This is a genomic window from Microbispora sp. NPDC088329, assembly GCF_040685655.1.
In the GTDB taxonomy this organism is placed as follows: domain Bacteria; phylum Actinomycetota; class Actinomycetes; order Streptosporangiales; family Streptosporangiaceae; genus Microbispora.
This window is the reverse complement of record NZ_JBFBIP010000002.1, coordinates 403,721-419,798: the sequence shown is the minus strand read 5'-3', so window position 1 is coordinate 419,798 and position 16,078 is coordinate 403,721. Positions and strand designations below refer to the sequence as shown.

The following is a 16,078-nucleotide window of genomic DNA, read 5'->3' as shown; positions in this document are numbered from 1 at the left end:
GCGGCCGGCTCCGGCAGGCGGCGGCCGCAGCCGTCGGCCCGGGGGAATCCGCGGCGTGGACATGCCCATGTCAGGGACGGAGCCGCCCGTCCTGAAGGAGGGGCGAGGGCTGAATAGACTTCAGGGACTATGGCCGTTCAGATCTCGCCCAGCATCCTGTCCGCCGACTTCGCCCGCCTCGCCGACGAGGCCGCGAGGGTCGAGAACGTCGCCGACTGGCTTCACGTCGACGTGATGGACTACCAGTTCGTGCCCAACCTCACCCTTGGCCTGCCGGTCGTCGAATCGCTGCTGAAGGCGACCTCGACGCCGATCGACTGCCACCTGATGATCCAGGACCCGGACCGATGGGCGCCGGACTACGCGGAGGCCGGAGCGGGCAGCGTCACGATCCACGCCGAGGCGGCCAAGGCGGCCGTGCGTACGCTGCGGGCGATCCGCGCGGCGGGGGCGAGGGCCGGTCTGGCGCTGAACCCGGCCACCGCCGTCGAGGGGTATGAGGACCTGCTGCCCGAGATCGACATGCTGCTCGTCATGACCGTGGAGCCGGGCTTCGGCGGGCAGCGCTTCCTCGACGTCGTGCTGCCGAAGGTGTCGCGGGCGAGAGCGCTGATCGACAAGCACGGCGGCGAGGTGTGGCTCCAGGTCGACGGCGGCGTCTCGGTGGAGACCATCGAGCGATGCGCCGAGGCCGGGGCCGACGTCTTCGTGGCGGGCAACGCCGTCTACGGCGCCGACGACCCCGTCCGCGCCGTCCAGGAGCTTCGTTCTCTCGCCTCCGGCGTCACCCCGCCCGCCTGACCGTCACCCCCAGGTGCGGGGTCAGGCGAGGGCCGGGTCGAGGACGACGTCTTCGCCTTGGGTGGTGGGCGCCTCGGGGAAATGGCAGGCGGTCAGGTGACCTTCGCGGTTGCCGCTGAGCCGGACCAGGGGCGGCACCTCGGTGGCGCACTTGTCCTGAGCCTTCCAGCAGCGTGTGCGGAACCGGCAGCCGGACGGCGGGTTGATCGGCGAGGGCACGTCGCCCGCCAGGCGGATGCGCTCGCGCGGCTCGCTCGACACGTCGGGCTCGGGCACGGCCGACAGCAGGGCGTGCGTGTACGGATGCCGGGGCCGCTCGTAGATCGACTGGCGGTCGCCGACCTCGACGATCTTGCCGAGGTACATGACCGCGACGCGCTGCGAGAAGTGCCGCACGATCGCGAGGTCGTGCGCGATGAACAGGAACGCGATGCCGAGATCGCGCTGCAGTTCCTGCAGCAGGTTGACCACCTGCGCCTGGATGGAGACGTCCAGCGCCGACACCGGCTCGTCGGCGATGATCAGCTTGGGGTCGAGCGCCAGGGCCCTGGCGACGCCGATGCGCTGCCGCTGGCCCCCGGAGAACTCGTGCGGGAAGCGGTTGTAGTGCTCGGGGTTGAGTCCGACGATCTCCAGCAGTTCCTGGACCCGCTTCTTGCGCCCGCCCTGCGGGTTGATGTCGTTGACCTCCATCGGGCCGCGGATGATCGTGCCGACCGTCTGCCGCGGGTTCAGCGAGCTGTAGGGATCCTGGAAGATCATCTGGATCTCGGGCCGGATCGGCTTGAGCTGCTTGCGCGAGCTGTGCGCGATGTCCCGGCCGCGATAAACGATTTTTCCCGAGGTGGGCTCGAGCAGGCGGGCCGCCAGGCGGCCGGTGGTGGACTTGCCACAGCCCGACTCGCCCACCAGTCCGACGGTCTCGCCCGCGCCGACCGCGAGGTCGATGCCGTCCACCGCGTGGACGGCCCCGACCTGACGCTTGATCAGCGTGCCGCCCCGCACGGGGAAGTGCTTGACCAGCCCCTGCAGCTCCAGCAGCGTCTCGTTCATGCGTGATCCTTGGTCTGGGCGGTGCGGAGTTCCTTCTTCTGCTCCAGCGTGAGGTAGCAGGCGTCGCCGTGCCCGGTCTCGGGGGAGACCGACGGCCGCTGGTTGAAGCACAGCTCCGGCCCGGCGAGCTTCGGGTAGTCGCAGCGCGGGTGGAACGGGCAGCCGGACGGCGGGTTGAGCAGGCTCGGGGGAGTGCCGCGCACCGGTTTCAGCGGGACGTCCACCGACGAGTTCAGGCGCGGCATCGACGACAGCAGGCCCCAGGTGTAGGGGTGGCGCGGCTCGCGCAGGACCTCGCGTACGGTGCCGCGCTCGGCCGCCCGGCCCGCGTACATGACCAGGACGTTGTCGGCGGTGCCGGCCACGACGCCGAGGTCGTGGGTGATCAGGATGATCGCGGTGCCGAACTGCTGCTGGAGCTCCTTGAGGAGGTCGAGGATCTGCGCCTGCACGGTCACGTCGAGCGCGGTCGTCGGCTCGTCGGCGATGAGCAGGTCGGGGTCGCACACCAGCGCCATCGCGATCATCGCGCGCTGCCGCATGCCGCCGGAGAACTCGTGCGGGTAGTGGTCCACCCGCGTCTCCGGCTGGGGGATGCCCACGCGCCGGAGCATCTCGACGGCCCGGTCGCGGGCCTCCTTCTTGCTCGCGCCCTTGTGCTTGCGGTAGACCTCGCCGATCTGCCTGCCGATCGTGTGGAACGGCGACAGCGCGGTGAGCGGGTCCTGGAAGATCATCGCGACGCGGTTGCCGCGGAGTTTCTCCATCGTGCCGCGGCCCGCCGAGATCAGCTCCTGGTCCTCCAGCCAGATCTCCCCGCCGATCTTCGTGTGGGCGGGGTCGTGCAGGCCGAGGATGGCGAGGTTGGTCACCGACTTGCCCGATCCGGACTCGCCGACGATGCCGAGCGTGGTGCCCTTCTCCAGATCGAAGGACAGGCCGTCGACGGCGTGGACGATGCCGTCCTCGGTGCTGAACTCGACGCTCAGGTCGCGGACGGACAGGAACGGCCCGGGGCCGCGCGAGGTCCCCGGCTCGCCGCTCCACGACACGGTGGTCACTTGCTGCTCCAGTTACAGGGTCGACGTATGGGACGCGGCTCAGCTGAGGCGGACCCGCGGGTCGATGAACGCGTACAGCACGTCCACGACGATGTTCAGCAGGACGATCGCCGCCGCGCCCACGATGGTCACGCCGAGCAGCATCGGCAGGTCGGTGTTCTGCACGGCGCGTACGGCCAGCTCGCCGATGCCGTGGAGGCTGAACGTCTGCTCGGTGATGATCGCGCCGCCCAGGAGCGTGGCGAGGTCGACACCGAAGATCGTGAGGATGGGGATCATCGCGCCGCGCCAGGCGAAGCGGAAGAACACCGTGCGGCTCGACATGCCCTTGGCGCGCGCCGTGCGGACGTAGTCCTCGGCGAGCTGCTCGACCATCTGCGAGCGGGTCATACGGGTGTAATTGGCCGTGAAGATGATCGACAGCACCACCCACGGCAGCAGCAGGTGGGTGAACCAGTCCAGCGGGTTCTCGGTGATCGGCACGTAGGACGGCCTCGGGATCAGCTGCATGGTGTCCACGAGGTAGAACGCCAGCAGCGGCCCGACGAAGTAGATCTGGAGCGAGGCCCCGATGACCGACGAGGAGCTGGCGATCTTGTCGAGCGGCTGCCCGACCTTCCAGGCCGCGATCATGCCGGTGAGGATGCCGAACGCCAGGATGACCACCGAGGCGCCGAGGGTGAGCGACAGCGTCACCGGGAAACGGTCGACGATGGCGCTGAAGACGGGCTCCTGGGTGGCGAAGGAGTAGCCGAGGCAGGGCGCCGGGCAGGAGCCGAACTGGACGAAGTCCCGGCCCGCGAAGATGCCGACCAGCCAGTGCCAGTACTGCACGAACAGCGGCTCGTCCATGCCCAGGTTGTGCCGGATCAGCGCCAGCGTCTCGGGCTGGCAGATCTTGCCGCAGAACGCCCGGGCGGGGTCACGCGGGACGGCGTAGAAGAGGTAGAACGTGATCGCGCTGATGATCACCAGGATCACGAGGGCGCCGGTGACGCGGCGTACCAGATAGCTGGTCATGGTCTCGCACTTGCTCCCTGCGGGCGGGACGGGCCGGGGGCCCGCCGCCCCGCGGAGGGGCGGCGGACCCGGGTTGCTACTGCTTGACGTAGATGTCGATTGCCGACTGCTCGCCCCAGACCGGGTCGAAGCGCACTCCGCCGAGTCCCGAGCCGTACAGGCCGAAGTACGTCTGGTAGTACTCCGGCACGATCGCGGCCTGCTCCATGATCTGACGGTCGATCGCGGCCCACGCCTTGCCCGCCTCGGCGGCGTCGGTGATCGCGTTGGCCTTGTCGATGGCGTCGTTGATCTCCGGCACGTTGAGGTGCGTGTAGTTCGGCGAGTTGTCCGTGATCAGGCGGCCGTCGTACTGCGGCTGGATCGCTGTGGAGCCGGTCGGCCAGTCGGCGGCCCAGCCACCCCAGTAGATGTCGTACTTGTTGTCCACCGGGCCGATGGCGTCGTAGTAGGTGCCGGCGTTCAGCGGCTTGGCCACGACCTTGAAGCCGGCCTTGGTGAGCGCCTCCTTGATGGCGACGGTCACCTTCTCCTGGGTCGGCGTCTGGTTGTAGGCGTAGACCACCGTAGGGTTCGGGGTGCCCGACTGGGCCAGCAGCTTCTTGGCCGCCTCGGGGTCGCCCTCGGGCTTGGCCAGCTTGCCGTACAGGTCGAAGGCCTCGTAGCCGAGGACGGTCGGGCTCATCACCGTCGTGGCGATCTTGCCGGTGTTGATCTCACCGCCGCCGATCTGCTGGATCTGCTTCGCCGGCCATGCCGTGATGATCGCCTTGCGGACGTTGATGTCGGTGATCCGCTTGGTGTTGATGTTGTAGAAGGTCGTGAACGGCGTCAGGCCCTGGATCGACCTCTTCATCGCCTCGGCGTTGCCGAGCACCTCCTGGACCCGCTCGGGGGCGACCGCGTTGTGGAAGGTGAACGCGTACTTGTCGTTGCCGGCGTCGGCGAGGAAACGCTCGGTGGTCTGCTGGGCCTGGATCCCGAACTCCATGTGGAACTTGTCCGGGTAGGCGTGCCGGATCGGGTCGGTCTTCGGGTCCCAGTTCTCGTTGCGCTCCAGGTCCAGCGACTTGTCCGTGATGTGGCTCACGATCTTGTAGGGACCCGAGGAGAACGGCTGCTTGTCGTACTTCTGCTTGGTGTCCTGCGCCTTGGGCACCGCGCCGTAGCCGGTCATGGCCACGGTGAAGTTGAAGTCCGGGTGCGCGCCGTTGAGGTGGAAGACCACCGTCTTGTCGTCCGGAGTCTCGATCGTGTCGAGCTCCTTGCCGTCGTACGGGCCCTTGTACTGCTCGCGGAACGGCTTCTTCGCGTCCGGCACCAGCCACGTCTCGGCGTAGTCCGGGCCCTCGGTGATGAAGTCGGCGAACAGGCGCTCGAAGCTGTACTTGATGTCAGCCGAGGTGATCGGCGTGCCGTCCTGCCACTTCAGGCCGTCCTTGAGCGTGAACTTCCACGTCTTGCCGCCGTCGGTGGTGGTGCCGGTGTCGGTGGCGAGATCGCCGACCAGCTTGATGTTGCCCGCGTCGTCGCGCTTGTAGTCGGTGAGCGTGCGGGTGAACAGCTTGGACACCGAGGCGTTGTAGTTCAGGTAGATGCGGCCCGGGTCCAGGTGGCTGAAGTCGTCGCGGTCGATCATGTAGACCGTGCCGCCGGACTTGGCGCCCGTCACCTCGGGGGCGGGGCCGGTGGAGTCGGCGGCGGTGCCGACCGCGATCGCGCTGACGGCCTTGTTCTCCAGCGGCTTCTGGGAGGTGCCCGCCGCGCCCTGGGGCGCCCCGCCGCCCCCGCCCTTGGCGCAGCCGGCCAGGGCCAGCGCGCCCGCCGCGAGCACGGCCGTCATCGAGGCGATCCGCCTGCTGTGCGATCTCATGTGGTCCTTCCTATGGGGGAGAGCGCGCGTGGTCAGCGCTTTGTCTTGGGGTCGAAGGCGTCGCGGATGGAGTCCCCGAGCAGGTTGAAGGCGACGACGAAGATCAGCATCGACACGCCGGGGAACAGGAGGTAGGTCACGTCGGAGTGGTAGACGTTCGCGCCCACCTGGAACATCCGGCCCCAGTCGGGGGTGGGCTCGGTCATGCCGACGCCGAGGAAGCCCAGGCCAGCCTCCGCGCCGACGTACAGGGGGAGCGCGAGCGTGGCCTGGATGATGATCGGCGTCCACAGGTTGGGCAGCAGTTCCTTGAAGATCACCCGTGCCGGCGACGCACCGGTGACGCGGGCGGCCTCCACGAACTCGCGAGCCCGCAGCGACAGCACCTGGGCACGCAGCAGGCGGGCGATCGTGGCCCAGCCGAGGACGGTGAGGACGACGCAGATGGACACGTAACGCAGCCAGACCGGCGTCTCCTCCTCGGGCAGCACGAACGCCGCCTCGACCACCGGCAGGAAGACGATCAGGAAGAGCTGCGAGGGGAAGGCGAGCAGCGTGTCGATGACCCGCCCGATCACGTAGTCGGTCTTGCCGCCGATGTAGCCCGACGTGATGCCCATCACGATGCCGACGATCGTGGACACCACGGTCACGATGACCGCGATGCTCAGCGAGGTGCGGATGCCGTACACGAGCTGCGTGAACACGTCGCGGCCCAGGCCGGGCTCGAGCCCGAACCAGAACTCGCCGCTCATGCCGCCGTTGGGCGCGATGGGATAGCCGAACTCGTTGAGCAGGCCGGGCTGGTTCTGGCCATAGGTCGTGTACGGGTCCTTGCCGTACAGCGCCGCGATAACGGGAGCCAGAAGCGCGATCAGGAAGAACGCGAGCACGATGATCGCCGAGACCACGCCCGTCTTGTCGCGCCGGAAACGGCGCCACATCAGCTGGCCGGGCGAGCGGCCGACGACGGCGATGCCGGACTCGGCCGAGCCGGCGGTGTCCGCGGACCCCGCGGCGGCGTCGGTCGCGGTCGAGGAGGGGAACGTCATGGTGCTGTGCTCCCGGATGGCCCAATAACGATCGGAAGAGATCCGACTATAGGGAACCCTGGCAACTTATTTGGCAGGGGTCAATCACTTGACGCGGGTAGTTCGCCACTTGCTTGCTTCGTTGTGCAAAGTAAATCACCTTGTGTCCTGCGACCGCGTTGACCTCGGTATACGCGGTGCGGAACACTACTTATTACACAAATGCCTTTGTGTCACAGTTTTGTGACACAACCCGCACGTGGTCGAGACGGACCGCGTGCGGTAATCGTCCGCCCCAGATCACCGCAATCCCCCGCTAGGGCAACGAGCCGGGCATGGCTACACTGGCGGTAGCAGAGCAGCGTGCTCCGGGGTCGGTGTAATTCCGAACCGGCGGTGACACCCCTGCCCCCAGGGGTGACAGTCCGCGACCCGGCCGAAGCCATCGGCCGGTGGACCTGGTGAGATTCCAGGACCGACGGTGAAAGTCCGGATGGGAGGAAGCGCGCGAGCGGGCGGCCGTGACGCCGCCGGGCGGCCGGATGCGGCCGCGCCGGCAGCGGCGCCGTCCGTGCCGGTGATGCGAGGCCGCATCCCGAAGATCCCCGGGGCCCGCCGTAGACAACGGCGAGAGGAAGACCGGGGTGACCTCAGGGGACATCCTTCACATGCGGCGCGCGATCGCGCTCGCCGCCCGGGGCTTGGGCGGCACCAGCCCCAATCCCGTCGTCGGCTGCGTGATCCTCGGCCCGTCGGGCGAGGTCGCGGGTGAGGGCTTCCACGCCTACGCGGGCGGCCCGCACGCCGAGGTCGTGGCGCTGCGCGAGGCGGGCGGGCGGGCCAGGGGCGGCACGGCCTACGTGACCCTGGAACCCTGCAACCACACCGGCAGGACCGGCCCCTGCTCCACCGCCCTCCTGGAGGCGGGCGTGGCCCGGGTCGTCGTCGCCGTTCCCGACCCCAACCCGAAGGCCGCGGGCGGCGCCGCCGTCCTGCGGCGGCACGGCGTCGTGGTGGACGAGGGCGTGCTGACCGCCGAGGCCGAGGAGGTCAACGCCGCCTGGCTGACCTTCGTGCGGGCCGGCAGGCCGCATGTGACCTGGAAGTTCGCCGCCACCGTGGACGGCCGCTCGGCGGCCGAGGACGGCACCAGCCAGTGGATCACCTCGCCCGAGGCCAGGGCCGACGTGCACCGCCTGCGGGCCGGGAGCGACGCCGTCGTCGCCGGCATCGGCACCGTGCTCGCCGACGACCCCCGCCTGACCGCCCGTGTCCCCGCACCCCTGCGCGCGGCGCCCGTGCTGCGCGTCGTCGTCGACCCGGGCGCCCGCACCCCCGCCACAGCCCGCGTCCTCGACGACGAGGCCCCCACGCTGGTCGCCGTGGCCGAGGACGCCGACGTCCCCGCCCACCTGACCCGGCACGCCGTACGGCTCCCGCGCGCCCGCGGGGGAATAGATCTTCACGCTCTCCTGGCTGAGCTGCACGGGAGGCAGATCGTGAGCGTGCTGCTCGAAGGCGGGCCCACCCTCGCCGGCGCCTTCATCGAGGAGGGCCTGGTCGACCGGGTCGTCGGTTACCTCGCCCCGGCGCTGCTGGGCGCGGGGGCGGCCGCGCTCGGCTCCGCCGGAGTCTCGACGATCACCGAGATCCACCGGCTGGAATTCGCCGAAGTCACCCCCGTCGGACCGGATCTCAGGCTGGTCCTGCGTCCGAAGTCCGCCGGCCTGCAGTCCCCTAAGGAGAGCTGAGATGTTCACCGGAATCGTCGAGGAGCTCGGCGAGGTCGTGGCGCTCGAACCGCGAGGCGACTCAGCGCGCCTCACGGTGCGCGGCGCGGTCGTCACCGGCGACGCCCGCCACGGCGACTCGATCGCCGTCAACGGCGTCTGCCTCACGGTGGCCGGAGCCGAGGGGGACTCCTTCACGGCCGACGTGATGAAGGAGACCCTCGACCGGTCCTCGCTCGGGGCCCTGACCCCCGGCTCGCGGGTCAACCTGGAGCGGGCCGTACGGGCCGACCAGCGGCTCGGCGGGCACATCGTGCAGGGCCACGTGGACGGGACCGGGGAGGTGCTGTCGCGCGAGCCGGGGGAGCACTGGGAGGTCGTCCGGCTCTCACTGCCCGCGGACCTCGCCCGGTACGTCGTGGAGAAGGGATCGATCGCGGTGGACGGCGTCAGCCTCACCGTGGCCGCGGTGACGGACGACTCCTTCGCCGTCAGCCTGATCCCCACCACCCTCGACCTGACCACCCTGGGCCGCAAGCAGCCGGGCGAGCCGGTCAACCTCGAGGTGGACGTGATCGCCAAGTACGTCGAGAAGCTGACCAAGGGGCTGGTGGCATGAGCTGGACGGACGCCGCGGCGTTCTATGTGTTCGGCAAGCCGGTGCTGTGGACCGACCTGGTGGGGAACGTGTGCGCGCTGGGCACGGTCGTGCTCGCGATCAGGAAGACGATCTGGACCTGGCCGGTGCAGCTGCTCGGGTCGGTGCTGCTGTTCGTGGCGTCGGTCAGCGCGCACGTCACCGGCAACGCGCTCAAGCAGGCGTTGTTCGGCATTCTGGCGATCTACGGCTGGGTGAAGTGGTCACGCGGCATGCGGGGCGGCGCGGAGCTGCCGATCCGCTCGGCGCGGCCGGTGGAGCGGGCGGCACTCGTGGGCGTCATGGTCGCCGGGACGGTCGCGGTCGCCCTGGTGTTCACCTATCTCAACACGCTGGGCCTGAACATCTCCTGGGCGCCCTGGCCGGACGCGTACATCTTCGTCGGCAGCGCGGTCGCGACGTGGGCGCAGGGCCGGGCCCTGGTCGACTTCTGGGTCGTCTGGGTGGCCGTGGACCTCGTCGGCGTGCCGCTGGCGTTCAGCTCCGGGCTGGTGGTCTCCGGCCTGGTCTACGGAGTGTTCTTCGTGATGGTCGTGATCGGGTTCCGCGGCTGGCTGCGGCAGTCGCGCGAGTTGCGGGCGGTGACCGCATGAGTGAGCGAGGCGGGCGAACCGGTGAGCAGGGCGTGATCAGGCTGGACCCGATCGAGCGGGCCGTGAGCGACATCGCGGACGGCCGGCCCGTGGTGGTCGTGGACAACGAGAACCGCGAGAACGAGGGCGACCTCATCTTCGCGGCGGCCAAGGCGACGCCGGAGCTGGTGGCGTTCATGATCCGCTACACCAGCGGCGTGATCTGCGTGGGTATGGAGGGCGCCACCCTCGACCGGCTCGGCCTGCCGCTGATGGTGCAGGACAACCGCGAGCGCCTGCGCACCGCGTACACGATCAGCGTGGACGCCAGGGACGGGGTGACGACGGGCATCTCCGCCGCCGACCGGGCCAAGACCATCCGGACGTTGTGCGACTCGGCCACCGAGCCGTACGAGCTGGTCCGGCCGGGGCACATCTTCCCGTTGCGCTATCGGGAGGGCGGCGTGCTGGTGCGGCCGGGGCACACCGAGGCGTCGGTGGACCTCGCCAGGCTCGCCGGGCTCACCCCGGCCGGCGCGCTCGCCGAGATCGTCAACGACGACGGCACGATGGCCCGCCTGCCCCGCCTGCGCGAGTTCGCCGACGAGCACGATCTCGCGCTGGTGTCGATCGAGCAGCTCATCGAGCACCGCCGCAGGTCGGAGAGGATGGTCACGCGGGTCGCCGAGACCCGCATCCCCAACCGCTACGGCGTCTGGCGCGCGTACGGCTACGCCAGCGCCCTCGACGGCGGCGAGCACCTGGCGCTGGTCTACGGCGACATCGAGGACGGCGAGAACGTGCTCGTCCGGGCGCACTCGGAATGCCTCACCGGCGACGTGCTCGGCTCGCTGCGCTGCGACTGCGGCGTGCAGCTCGACACCGCGATGCGCGTGATCGCCGAGAACGGGCGCGGCGTGATCGTGTACCTGCGCGGCCACGAGGGACGGGGCATCGGCCTGCTGGCGAAGCTGCAGGCCTACAGCCTGCAGGACAACGGCAGCGACACGGTCGACGCCAACCTGGAGCTGGGGCTGCCGGTGGACGCCAGGGAGTTCTCCAACGCCGGGCAGATGCTCGCCGACCTCGGTGTGAGGTCGGTGCGGCTGCTCACCAACAACCCGGCGAAGGTGCGGGGCATGGACGGGTACGGCATCAAGGTCCTGGGCCGCGAGCCCATGCCGGTGGCGATGAACCCGTACAACGAGAGATACCTGACGGCCAAGCGCGACCGGCTCGGCCACGAGATCTCCGGCGGGGTGCCCCGCGACATCCACGGTGAGCACTTCGGCAGGGAGGCGTCGTGAACGACCGGACCGGCGCCGAGCGTGAGGAAACGGCATGAGCGAGCGAAGCAGGCGAATCGGCGGACACGGCGTGATCCGCTCATGCGGCTGTGAGATTTCGGCTGAGGAGGACGCGTGAGCGGTGCGGGACGGCCGGACGCGACGGCGGTGGACGCGGGCGGGCTGACCGTCGGCATCGTCGCCGCCCGGTGGCACGAGAAGATCACCGACCAGTTGCTGGCACGGGCCGAGCGGGCGGCGCGGGACAGCGGCGCGGCCGTGGTCACGGCCCGGGTGGCCGGGTCGCTGGAGATCCCGGTGATCGCGCAGGCCCTGGCCCGGCGCTGCGACGCCGTCGTCGCGCTCGGGGTGGTGGTCCGGGGGGAGACGGCCCACTTCGACTACGTCTGCGACTCGGTGACCGCGGGCCTGACCAGGGTCTCGCTCGACGAGTCGACCCCGGTGGGCAACGGGGTGCTGACCTGTGACACCCTTGATCAAGCGGTTGAGCGGTCCGGTGTGCCGGGCAGCAAGGAGGACAAGGGGTACGAGGCGACGATCGCCGCCCTGGAGACCGCGCTCCTCCTGCGCGGCCTCGCCGGCTGACCTCGCGCGATCCTCGTCGTCGCACCCTTCACATCCGCAGAGCCGAGCCGGGAAGACTTTATTGGTGATCACGCAGTATCCGCCCGCGGCCGCGCCGGCCGGGCACGCCGTACGTCACCGCGCCGTGCCCACCGGCGGGTGGCGTCATGCCTGAGAGCACGCCGCCGCTGCCCGTCACCTGGCGGCCCCGCGTCACGACGATCATCGCGTACGGCATGGCGGCGGTGATGGTGATCGGCTCGATCGTGCTGGCCGTCATCCTGCCGGAGCAGTTCAGGATTCTCGACCGGATCGGCATGGTCGCCTTCGGCGTGGCGGTGGCGTGCGTGCTGCACCTGCTCGGCCGCCTGCGGGTGCGGGCGGACGAGAAGGGGATCACGGTGGTGAACCCGCTGCGGGTGCACCGCTTCGAATGGGCCGAGGTGCTCGACGTCACGATGCTGGAAGGCGACCCCTGGCCCAAGCTGGACCTCGCCGACGGAATCAGCCTCGGCGCGATGGGCATCCAGAGCAGCGAGCGCGAGCGTTCGCGCCGGGCGGTGGCCCAGCTCACCGCCCTCATCCGCGAGCGCGGCGAGGCCCCGGACCCGACCTAGTGCCCCTCCCGGCCGGAGTCGCGCTGTCCCTGGTGCCCGAGGCTGTCCGGGGCGCGGCCGCGAGGCGCCGGAATTTCGCCGTTCGCCGCCGGCCGCGGGCTGTCGCCGGTCGGATCTCCCCGGGGCGCGTGGCCCGCTTCACGAGTGGTTGACATGCTCGCCGCGATGTCGGAAAGATCGCTGGCCTACCCCGTCGAAGCGATGTGGCGCGATCCCGTGCCGATGCCGGGACCCGGACTACGGACCCGTCTCCTCCGCGGCCGAAGGAGCGGCGCCGGCATGCTCCGGCGTCCTCGTGTCCGGCCCGGAGGGCGGCCCAGATCGCCGGCCGCCGCGAGGAGCAGTGCATGCGAATCCCCGAAACCGAAGGTGAGCGGAACGCCGCGTCCGCGAGCGAGGAGCACCTGACCGCCGGCCAGGTGCTGCGGATCGTCCGGTTGCTCGGCATGCTGCGGTTGCCGGCCGACTCCTGGACGCGAACCGACAGGGCGCTCGAAAGGCTTGAGGAGGACGTCATCGCCGGGGCCGGCGTCTTCTCCGCGGCCCTCGTCGGCGAAGTCGAGGACGCGGCGAGCGGTCACCGGATCCTCCGGGCCGGAGCCTCTCCCGCCGTGCCTCCTCCCGACCCGGTGCGGGAACGGCTGAACCGGATGATCCACGCGCTCACCGAGCAGGTGGAGCAGGACGGCGACGACCACACCGAGCGGTGACTCGGCCGTGATGAGCGAACTCCCGCTGGTGGAGCAGCACCTCATCGTTCACCTCTACGCCCCCGCCGACGGTCCCCGGGCCGCGGACGCCTACCGCGCTGTCCGCGAGATCTGGTCACGGTGCCGCCGGGCGCTGGCGACGACCGATCCCCTTCCCGGCCTGGATGTGCCGTCCCACCTCCCCCGCTCGGCGGCGGACCTCCCGGCCTTCCCGCAGCCCACGATTCCGGAGCTGACGGTGGCCGCCCAGGGCGACCCGAACGGCGGCCACGTGCTGTTGCGGCGCCATCACGACGCGCTCAACCTGTCGGTCGCGGTGCCGGTGACCGTCACGCCTCCGGCCGCCGGGCGGCCGATGGAGGAGTGGCCCGGCTGGCATGAGGCCGACGAGAAGTGGGGCGAGGTCGTCGACGACGCGCGTGAGGCCCTCCTGGGCGAGGCGAGGATCTATCTGGCGAGTATCCGGCCGGCGGCGGGACAGGACGCCGGCCAGGGGTCGTACGGCGGTTTCGCGCGCCGGATCCGGCCGCTTCTCCCGGCGGGCCCCGAAACCGGGGAGTGGTGGACGCGTGCGGCAGACGTGGACGCCGGGTGCACACTGTGGGAGCTGTCGGGCGGGGACACCCGCGAGCTGCGCCGGATGCTCGTGCTCGGCGACGCCGCCCGCGACCCCCAGGTGAGCGCCTGGCTGTGGTCGCGGGGGGACTGCGCCATCCCGCCGCTGGCGCGCTATCTGCTGCACGCGGCCAAACTCCGGTACGAGCTGCGGGTTTGGCAGCGCGATCACGGCGCGGTGGAGTCGGCGACGGGCGAACGGGCCGCCGATGCCGCCGCGAGGGTCAGGGCCATGCGGCGCACCGTGGAGATCACCGCGGACAACATGGAGCGGGCGCTCGGCATCGCCGGGGTCGCGGCCGTCGACCGGGGGCCGTTCCACGACGACCGGGGACTGGCCGCGTGGTTCGCGACACAACTCGACGACGACGCCGTCTACCTCGACGCGGCGGCCCGGCAGAGCCCGGCCGGGGACACGCCCGCTCGTACGGTCACCGGCGCCACCCTGGTGACACGCCCCGGCACCGGCGTCGAACCCTTCGACTCGCGCAGGGTCTTCGTCATCCACGGACGGGACGAGCAGCTGCGGATCCGCGTGTTCGGCTTCCTTCGCGAGCTGGGCCTGCGACCGCTGGAATGGGAGTCGCTGGTCGGCGCGACGGGTGCCGCGACCCCGGACCTGCGCGCCCCCATCGCCCGCGGCCTGGCGCTCGCCGCGGCGGTCGTCGCGATCATGTCGCCGGACGACTCCGTGCTCCTGCACCCCGCTTTGCAACTGCCCTGGGACACTCCGGATGAATCGGGGCACGGCATGCAGTCACGGCCCAACGTCTTCTTCGAGCTGGGCATGGCCTACGCGCTGTATCCGACCCGGACGATCATCGTCTCCGCCGGTCACATGAGGGGCGTCGCCGACCTCGCCGCCCTCAACTACATCCGGCTGGACGACTCGGCCGACTGCGAGGACAAAATCGTCTCCCGCCTGAAGATCGCCGGATGCCCGGTGCGCGACCCGGAACGAGGCCGGCCGGAGACTGGGTACTTCGCCGGCCTCGACGCCTGGAGCCGGCGATCGTAGGACGTGGCTCACAGCCGCCGGATCAGCTCGTCGACCCGATTCATGTCGATCTTGGCGAGCTCCGCGGGCGGCACCACGATCCGCAGTTCGTCGGCGAGCCTGCCGCGGCGGGCATGGGCCAGGAACGATCCCACGGCCAGCTCGATCAGCCCTTCACGGTCGAGGTCGTAGATCCTGGCCAGTCCCGAGCCGACGATCGGCATGGCGACCGGGCGGTGCTGCCCCTCCGCGCGCACGGCCAGCCAGAGCTGATCGAGGCTGTGGCGCATGCGCTCCATGCTGGACTGGGCCCGCACGCCGTCCGCGTCGACCCTGCTGTAGGCCACCGCGAAGATGCGGCGTCCCCCCTGGTGCAGCACGGCCACCGTGCCGACCGGACGCCTGGTCAGCTTGCCGTACTTCTTCACGGCGCGACTTTCGACGGTCTTGGGGGCGTTCCGCAGCGCTTTGCGCAGCTCCCGGTCCAGCGATGGTCGCCGCCGTAGAGCCGGTAGACGAGCTGTCCCTGAACGCTGGCCCGGCTGACCAGGAAGTCGTTGTCGGTGTTGGTCTCGAAGGTGTCGCTGAAGCCGACGACGAGGTGGGCGTCGTCCTGGTCGAACAGGTCCCCGGCGCAGACGCTGATCTCGGTGCCCGGAGGGGCCAGGCGGCGGACGTTGACAGCCGTGGGGGCGTACTCCTGGTAGAAGGCGGGGAGCCGCCCGCGGATCTCGGGATCGCCGGGGTGATCGGCGAGCAGCGCGTTGGCCGTCTCGATGGCCCGGTCGACCCGCCCGATGCCGGCGTACAGCTCCATGAGCCGGCGTCTGGCCTCGTCGTACGCCTGGTTCAGCAGCACGACGCGCTTGTGGGCCCATTCGTGGTGCTTGACGTCCACGAGGGGGCGGCCCTGCCAGAGCTTCAGCGCCTCTTCCAGCGCCGAGATCGCCTGTAACGGCGGTGCGGCGCGTGCGGTGGAGATCAGGTGGTCGAACCGCAGCAGGTCGATCTCGCCGGCGCCGAGTTCGAGGCGATAGCTGGGGTTGCTGCCCCGATCGGTGATCAGCACGGCCGACGCGTCCCCCGGCCGGCCGGGGTCGAGCGCCTTGCGCAAGGTGGAGACGCACTTGTGCACGTGGCTGCGGCGCAGCCGGGGGGAATCGCCGGGGCCGGGGTTCGGCAGCAGCACGTCCCGGCTGAGGTCGTCGACATCGACGTTCTTGCCGGCGTCGACCGCGAGCCGGATCAGCACCGCCATGAAGCGCGGCTCCAGCGGAACGGGCACGCCGTCGCGCTCCAGCCTGGCACGGTCCATAAGGGTCAGCCGGACCCCCATCAGACGATCCTCCCTCCCCCCCGATCATCCGCCCCGATGCTACTGAAATGCGGTGGATCGCGATGGCCAGGATGGAAAGAAGGGCATCGGAAGCGGACCGGAAGCGTCACGACATTTCGCCGGAAGGGCCCAT

General features: G+C 70.3%; 14 protein-coding genes, 1 pseudogene and 1 riboswitch. Of the genes and pseudogenes, 9 read left to right on the top strand and 6 right to left on the bottom strand.

The annotated features are described in order from the left end of the window. Positions 1 to 129: 129 nt before the first annotated feature. Positions 130 to 801 carry a ribulose-phosphate 3-epimerase gene (gene rpe / locus AB0O28_RS06360; RefSeq protein ID WP_363636901.1) on the top strand — a complete coding sequence of 224 codons (672 nt, stop codon included), beginning with the start codon at positions 130 to 132 and terminating at the stop codon, positions 799 to 801. Positions 802 to 822: 21 nt separating this feature from the next. On the opposite strand, the gene AB0O28_RS06355 is transcribed toward rpe, so the two are convergent. The 5 genes from AB0O28_RS06355 to AB0O28_RS06335 form a co-directional block, all read right to left on the bottom strand. Next, complete coding sequence (locus tag AB0O28_RS06355; protein WP_363636899.1) at positions 823 to 1,854, bottom strand: dipeptide ABC transporter ATP-binding protein; 1,032 nt, start codon at positions 1,852 to 1,854, stop codon at positions 823 to 825. Further along, positions 1,851 to 2,915, bottom strand: a complete 1,065-nt coding sequence (locus AB0O28_RS06350; protein WP_363636897.1) for an ABC transporter ATP-binding protein — start codon at positions 2,913 to 2,915, stop codon at positions 1,851 to 1,853. Before AB0O28_RS06350 ends, AB0O28_RS06355 begins: the two co-directional genes overlap by 4 nt. A gap of 39 nt (positions 2,916 to 2,954) precedes the next feature. After that, positions 2,955 to 3,935, bottom strand: coding sequence for an ABC transporter permease (locus AB0O28_RS06345; protein ID WP_363636895.1), 981 nt, complete (start codon positions 3,933 to 3,935; stop codon positions 2,955 to 2,957). Between the two features lie 76 nt (positions 3,936 to 4,011). Further along, a complete protein-coding gene (locus AB0O28_RS06340) occupies positions 4,012 to 5,808 on the bottom strand; it encodes an ABC transporter substrate-binding protein (RefSeq protein ID WP_363636893.1) in 1,797 nt (598 codons plus the stop codon). Between the two features lie 32 nt (positions 5,809 to 5,840). Further along, a complete protein-coding gene (locus AB0O28_RS06335) occupies positions 5,841 to 6,860 on the bottom strand; it encodes an ABC transporter permease (protein ID WP_363636891.1) in 1,020 nt (339 codons plus the stop codon). A gap of 338 nt (positions 6,861 to 7,198) precedes the next feature. Continuing rightward, positions 7,199 to 7,350: riboswitch (FMN riboswitch) on the top strand. Positions 7,351 to 7,507: 157 nt separating this feature from the next. Here AB0O28_RS06335 and ribD point away from each other — a divergent pair. The 8 genes from ribD (at position 7,508) to AB0O28_RS06295 (ending at position 14,630) form a co-directional block, all read left to right on the top strand. Then, a complete protein-coding gene (ribD, locus tag AB0O28_RS06330) occupies positions 7,508 to 8,590 on the top strand; it encodes a bifunctional diaminohydroxyphosphoribosylaminopyrimidine deaminase/5-amino-6-(5-phosphoribosylamino)uracil reductase RibD (protein ID WP_363636889.1) in 1,083 nt (360 codons plus the stop codon). A 1-nt stretch (position 8,591) separates the two neighbouring features. Further along, positions 8,592 to 9,188: a riboflavin synthase gene (locus AB0O28_RS06325; protein WP_363636887.1), complete on the top strand. Its 597-nt coding sequence runs from the start codon at positions 8,592 to 8,594 to the stop codon at positions 9,186 to 9,188. Further along, complete coding sequence (locus AB0O28_RS06320; protein WP_363636885.1) at positions 9,185 to 9,820, top strand: nicotinamide mononucleotide transporter family protein; 636 nt, start codon at positions 9,185 to 9,187, stop codon at positions 9,818 to 9,820. Before AB0O28_RS06325 ends, AB0O28_RS06320 begins: the two co-directional genes overlap by 4 nt. Then, the gene (locus tag AB0O28_RS06315; RefSeq protein ID WP_363636883.1) at positions 9,817 to 11,106 is read left to right on the top strand and encodes a bifunctional 3,4-dihydroxy-2-butanone-4-phosphate synthase/GTP cyclohydrolase II; all 1,290 of its coding nucleotides are present in this window, start codon (positions 9,817 to 9,819) and stop codon (positions 11,104 to 11,106) included. The genes AB0O28_RS06320 and AB0O28_RS06315 overlap by 4 nt, the downstream gene beginning before the upstream one ends. Positions 11,107 to 11,220: 114 nt before the next feature. Beyond that, positions 11,221 to 11,691, top strand: a complete 471-nt coding sequence (gene ribH / locus AB0O28_RS06310; protein WP_363636881.1) for a 6,7-dimethyl-8-ribityllumazine synthase — start codon at positions 11,221 to 11,223, stop codon at positions 11,689 to 11,691. Between the two features lie 146 nt (positions 11,692 to 11,837). Next, positions 11,838 to 12,287, top strand: coding sequence for a PH domain-containing protein (locus tag AB0O28_RS06305; RefSeq protein ID WP_363636879.1), 450 nt, complete (start codon positions 11,838 to 11,840; stop codon positions 12,285 to 12,287). A gap of 347 nt (positions 12,288 to 12,634) precedes the next feature. Then, positions 12,635 to 12,997: a CATRA system-associated protein gene (locus AB0O28_RS06300; RefSeq protein ID WP_363636877.1), complete on the top strand. Its 363-nt coding sequence runs from the start codon at positions 12,635 to 12,637 to the stop codon at positions 12,995 to 12,997. A 10-nt stretch (positions 12,998 to 13,007) separates the two neighbouring features. Further along, positions 13,008 to 14,630 carry a CATRA conflict system CASPASE/TPR repeat-associated protein gene (locus tag AB0O28_RS06295; RefSeq protein WP_363636875.1) on the top strand — a complete coding sequence of 541 codons (1,623 nt, stop codon included), beginning with the start codon at positions 13,008 to 13,010 and terminating at the stop codon, positions 14,628 to 14,630. An 8-nt stretch (positions 14,631 to 14,638) separates the two neighbouring features. Here the strand turns inward: AB0O28_RS06295 and AB0O28_RS06290 are convergent. Beyond that, a pseudogene (locus tag AB0O28_RS06290) lies at positions 14,639 to 15,867 on the bottom strand (macro domain-containing protein). Positions 15,868 to 16,078: the final 211 nt, after the last annotated feature.

What these genes read in the sequence shown, in the direction of transcription:
- rpe (WP_363636901.1), top strand. Translation starts at nt 130, where the DNA reads ATGGCCGTTCAGATCTCGCCCAGCATCCTGTCCGCCGACTTCGCCCGC.
- AB0O28_RS06355 (WP_363636899.1), bottom strand. Translation starts at nt 1,854, where the DNA reads ATGAACGAGACGCTGCTGGAGCTGCAGGGGCTGGTCAAGCACTTCCCC.
- AB0O28_RS06345 (WP_363636895.1), bottom strand. Translation starts at nt 3,935, where the DNA reads ATGACCAGCTATCTGGTACGCCGCGTCACCGGCGCCCTCGTGATCCTG.
- AB0O28_RS06340 (WP_363636893.1), bottom strand. Translation starts at nt 5,808, where the DNA reads ATGAGATCGCACAGCAGGCGGATCGCCTCGATGACGGCCGTGCTCGCG.
- AB0O28_RS06335 (WP_363636891.1), bottom strand. Translation starts at nt 6,860, where the DNA reads ATGACGTTCCCCTCCTCGACCGCGACCGACGCCGCCGCGGGGTCCGCG.
- ribD (WP_363636889.1), top strand. Translation starts at nt 7,508, where the DNA reads ATGCGGCGCGCGATCGCGCTCGCCGCCCGGGGCTTGGGCGGCACCAGC.
- AB0O28_RS06325 (WP_363636887.1), top strand. Translation starts at nt 8,592, where the DNA reads ATGTTCACCGGAATCGTCGAGGAGCTCGGCGAGGTCGTGGCGCTCGAA.
- AB0O28_RS06320 (WP_363636885.1), top strand. Translation starts at nt 9,185, where the DNA reads ATGAGCTGGACGGACGCCGCGGCGTTCTATGTGTTCGGCAAGCCGGTG.
- AB0O28_RS06315 (WP_363636883.1), top strand. Translation starts at nt 9,817, where the DNA reads ATGAGTGAGCGAGGCGGGCGAACCGGTGAGCAGGGCGTGATCAGGCTG.
- AB0O28_RS06305 (WP_363636879.1), top strand. Translation starts at nt 11,838, where the DNA reads ATGCCTGAGAGCACGCCGCCGCTGCCCGTCACCTGGCGGCCCCGCGTC.
- AB0O28_RS06300 (WP_363636877.1), top strand. Translation starts at nt 12,635, where the DNA reads ATGCGAATCCCCGAAACCGAAGGTGAGCGGAACGCCGCGTCCGCGAGC.
- AB0O28_RS06295 (WP_363636875.1), top strand. Translation starts at nt 13,008, where the DNA reads ATGAGCGAACTCCCGCTGGTGGAGCAGCACCTCATCGTTCACCTCTAC.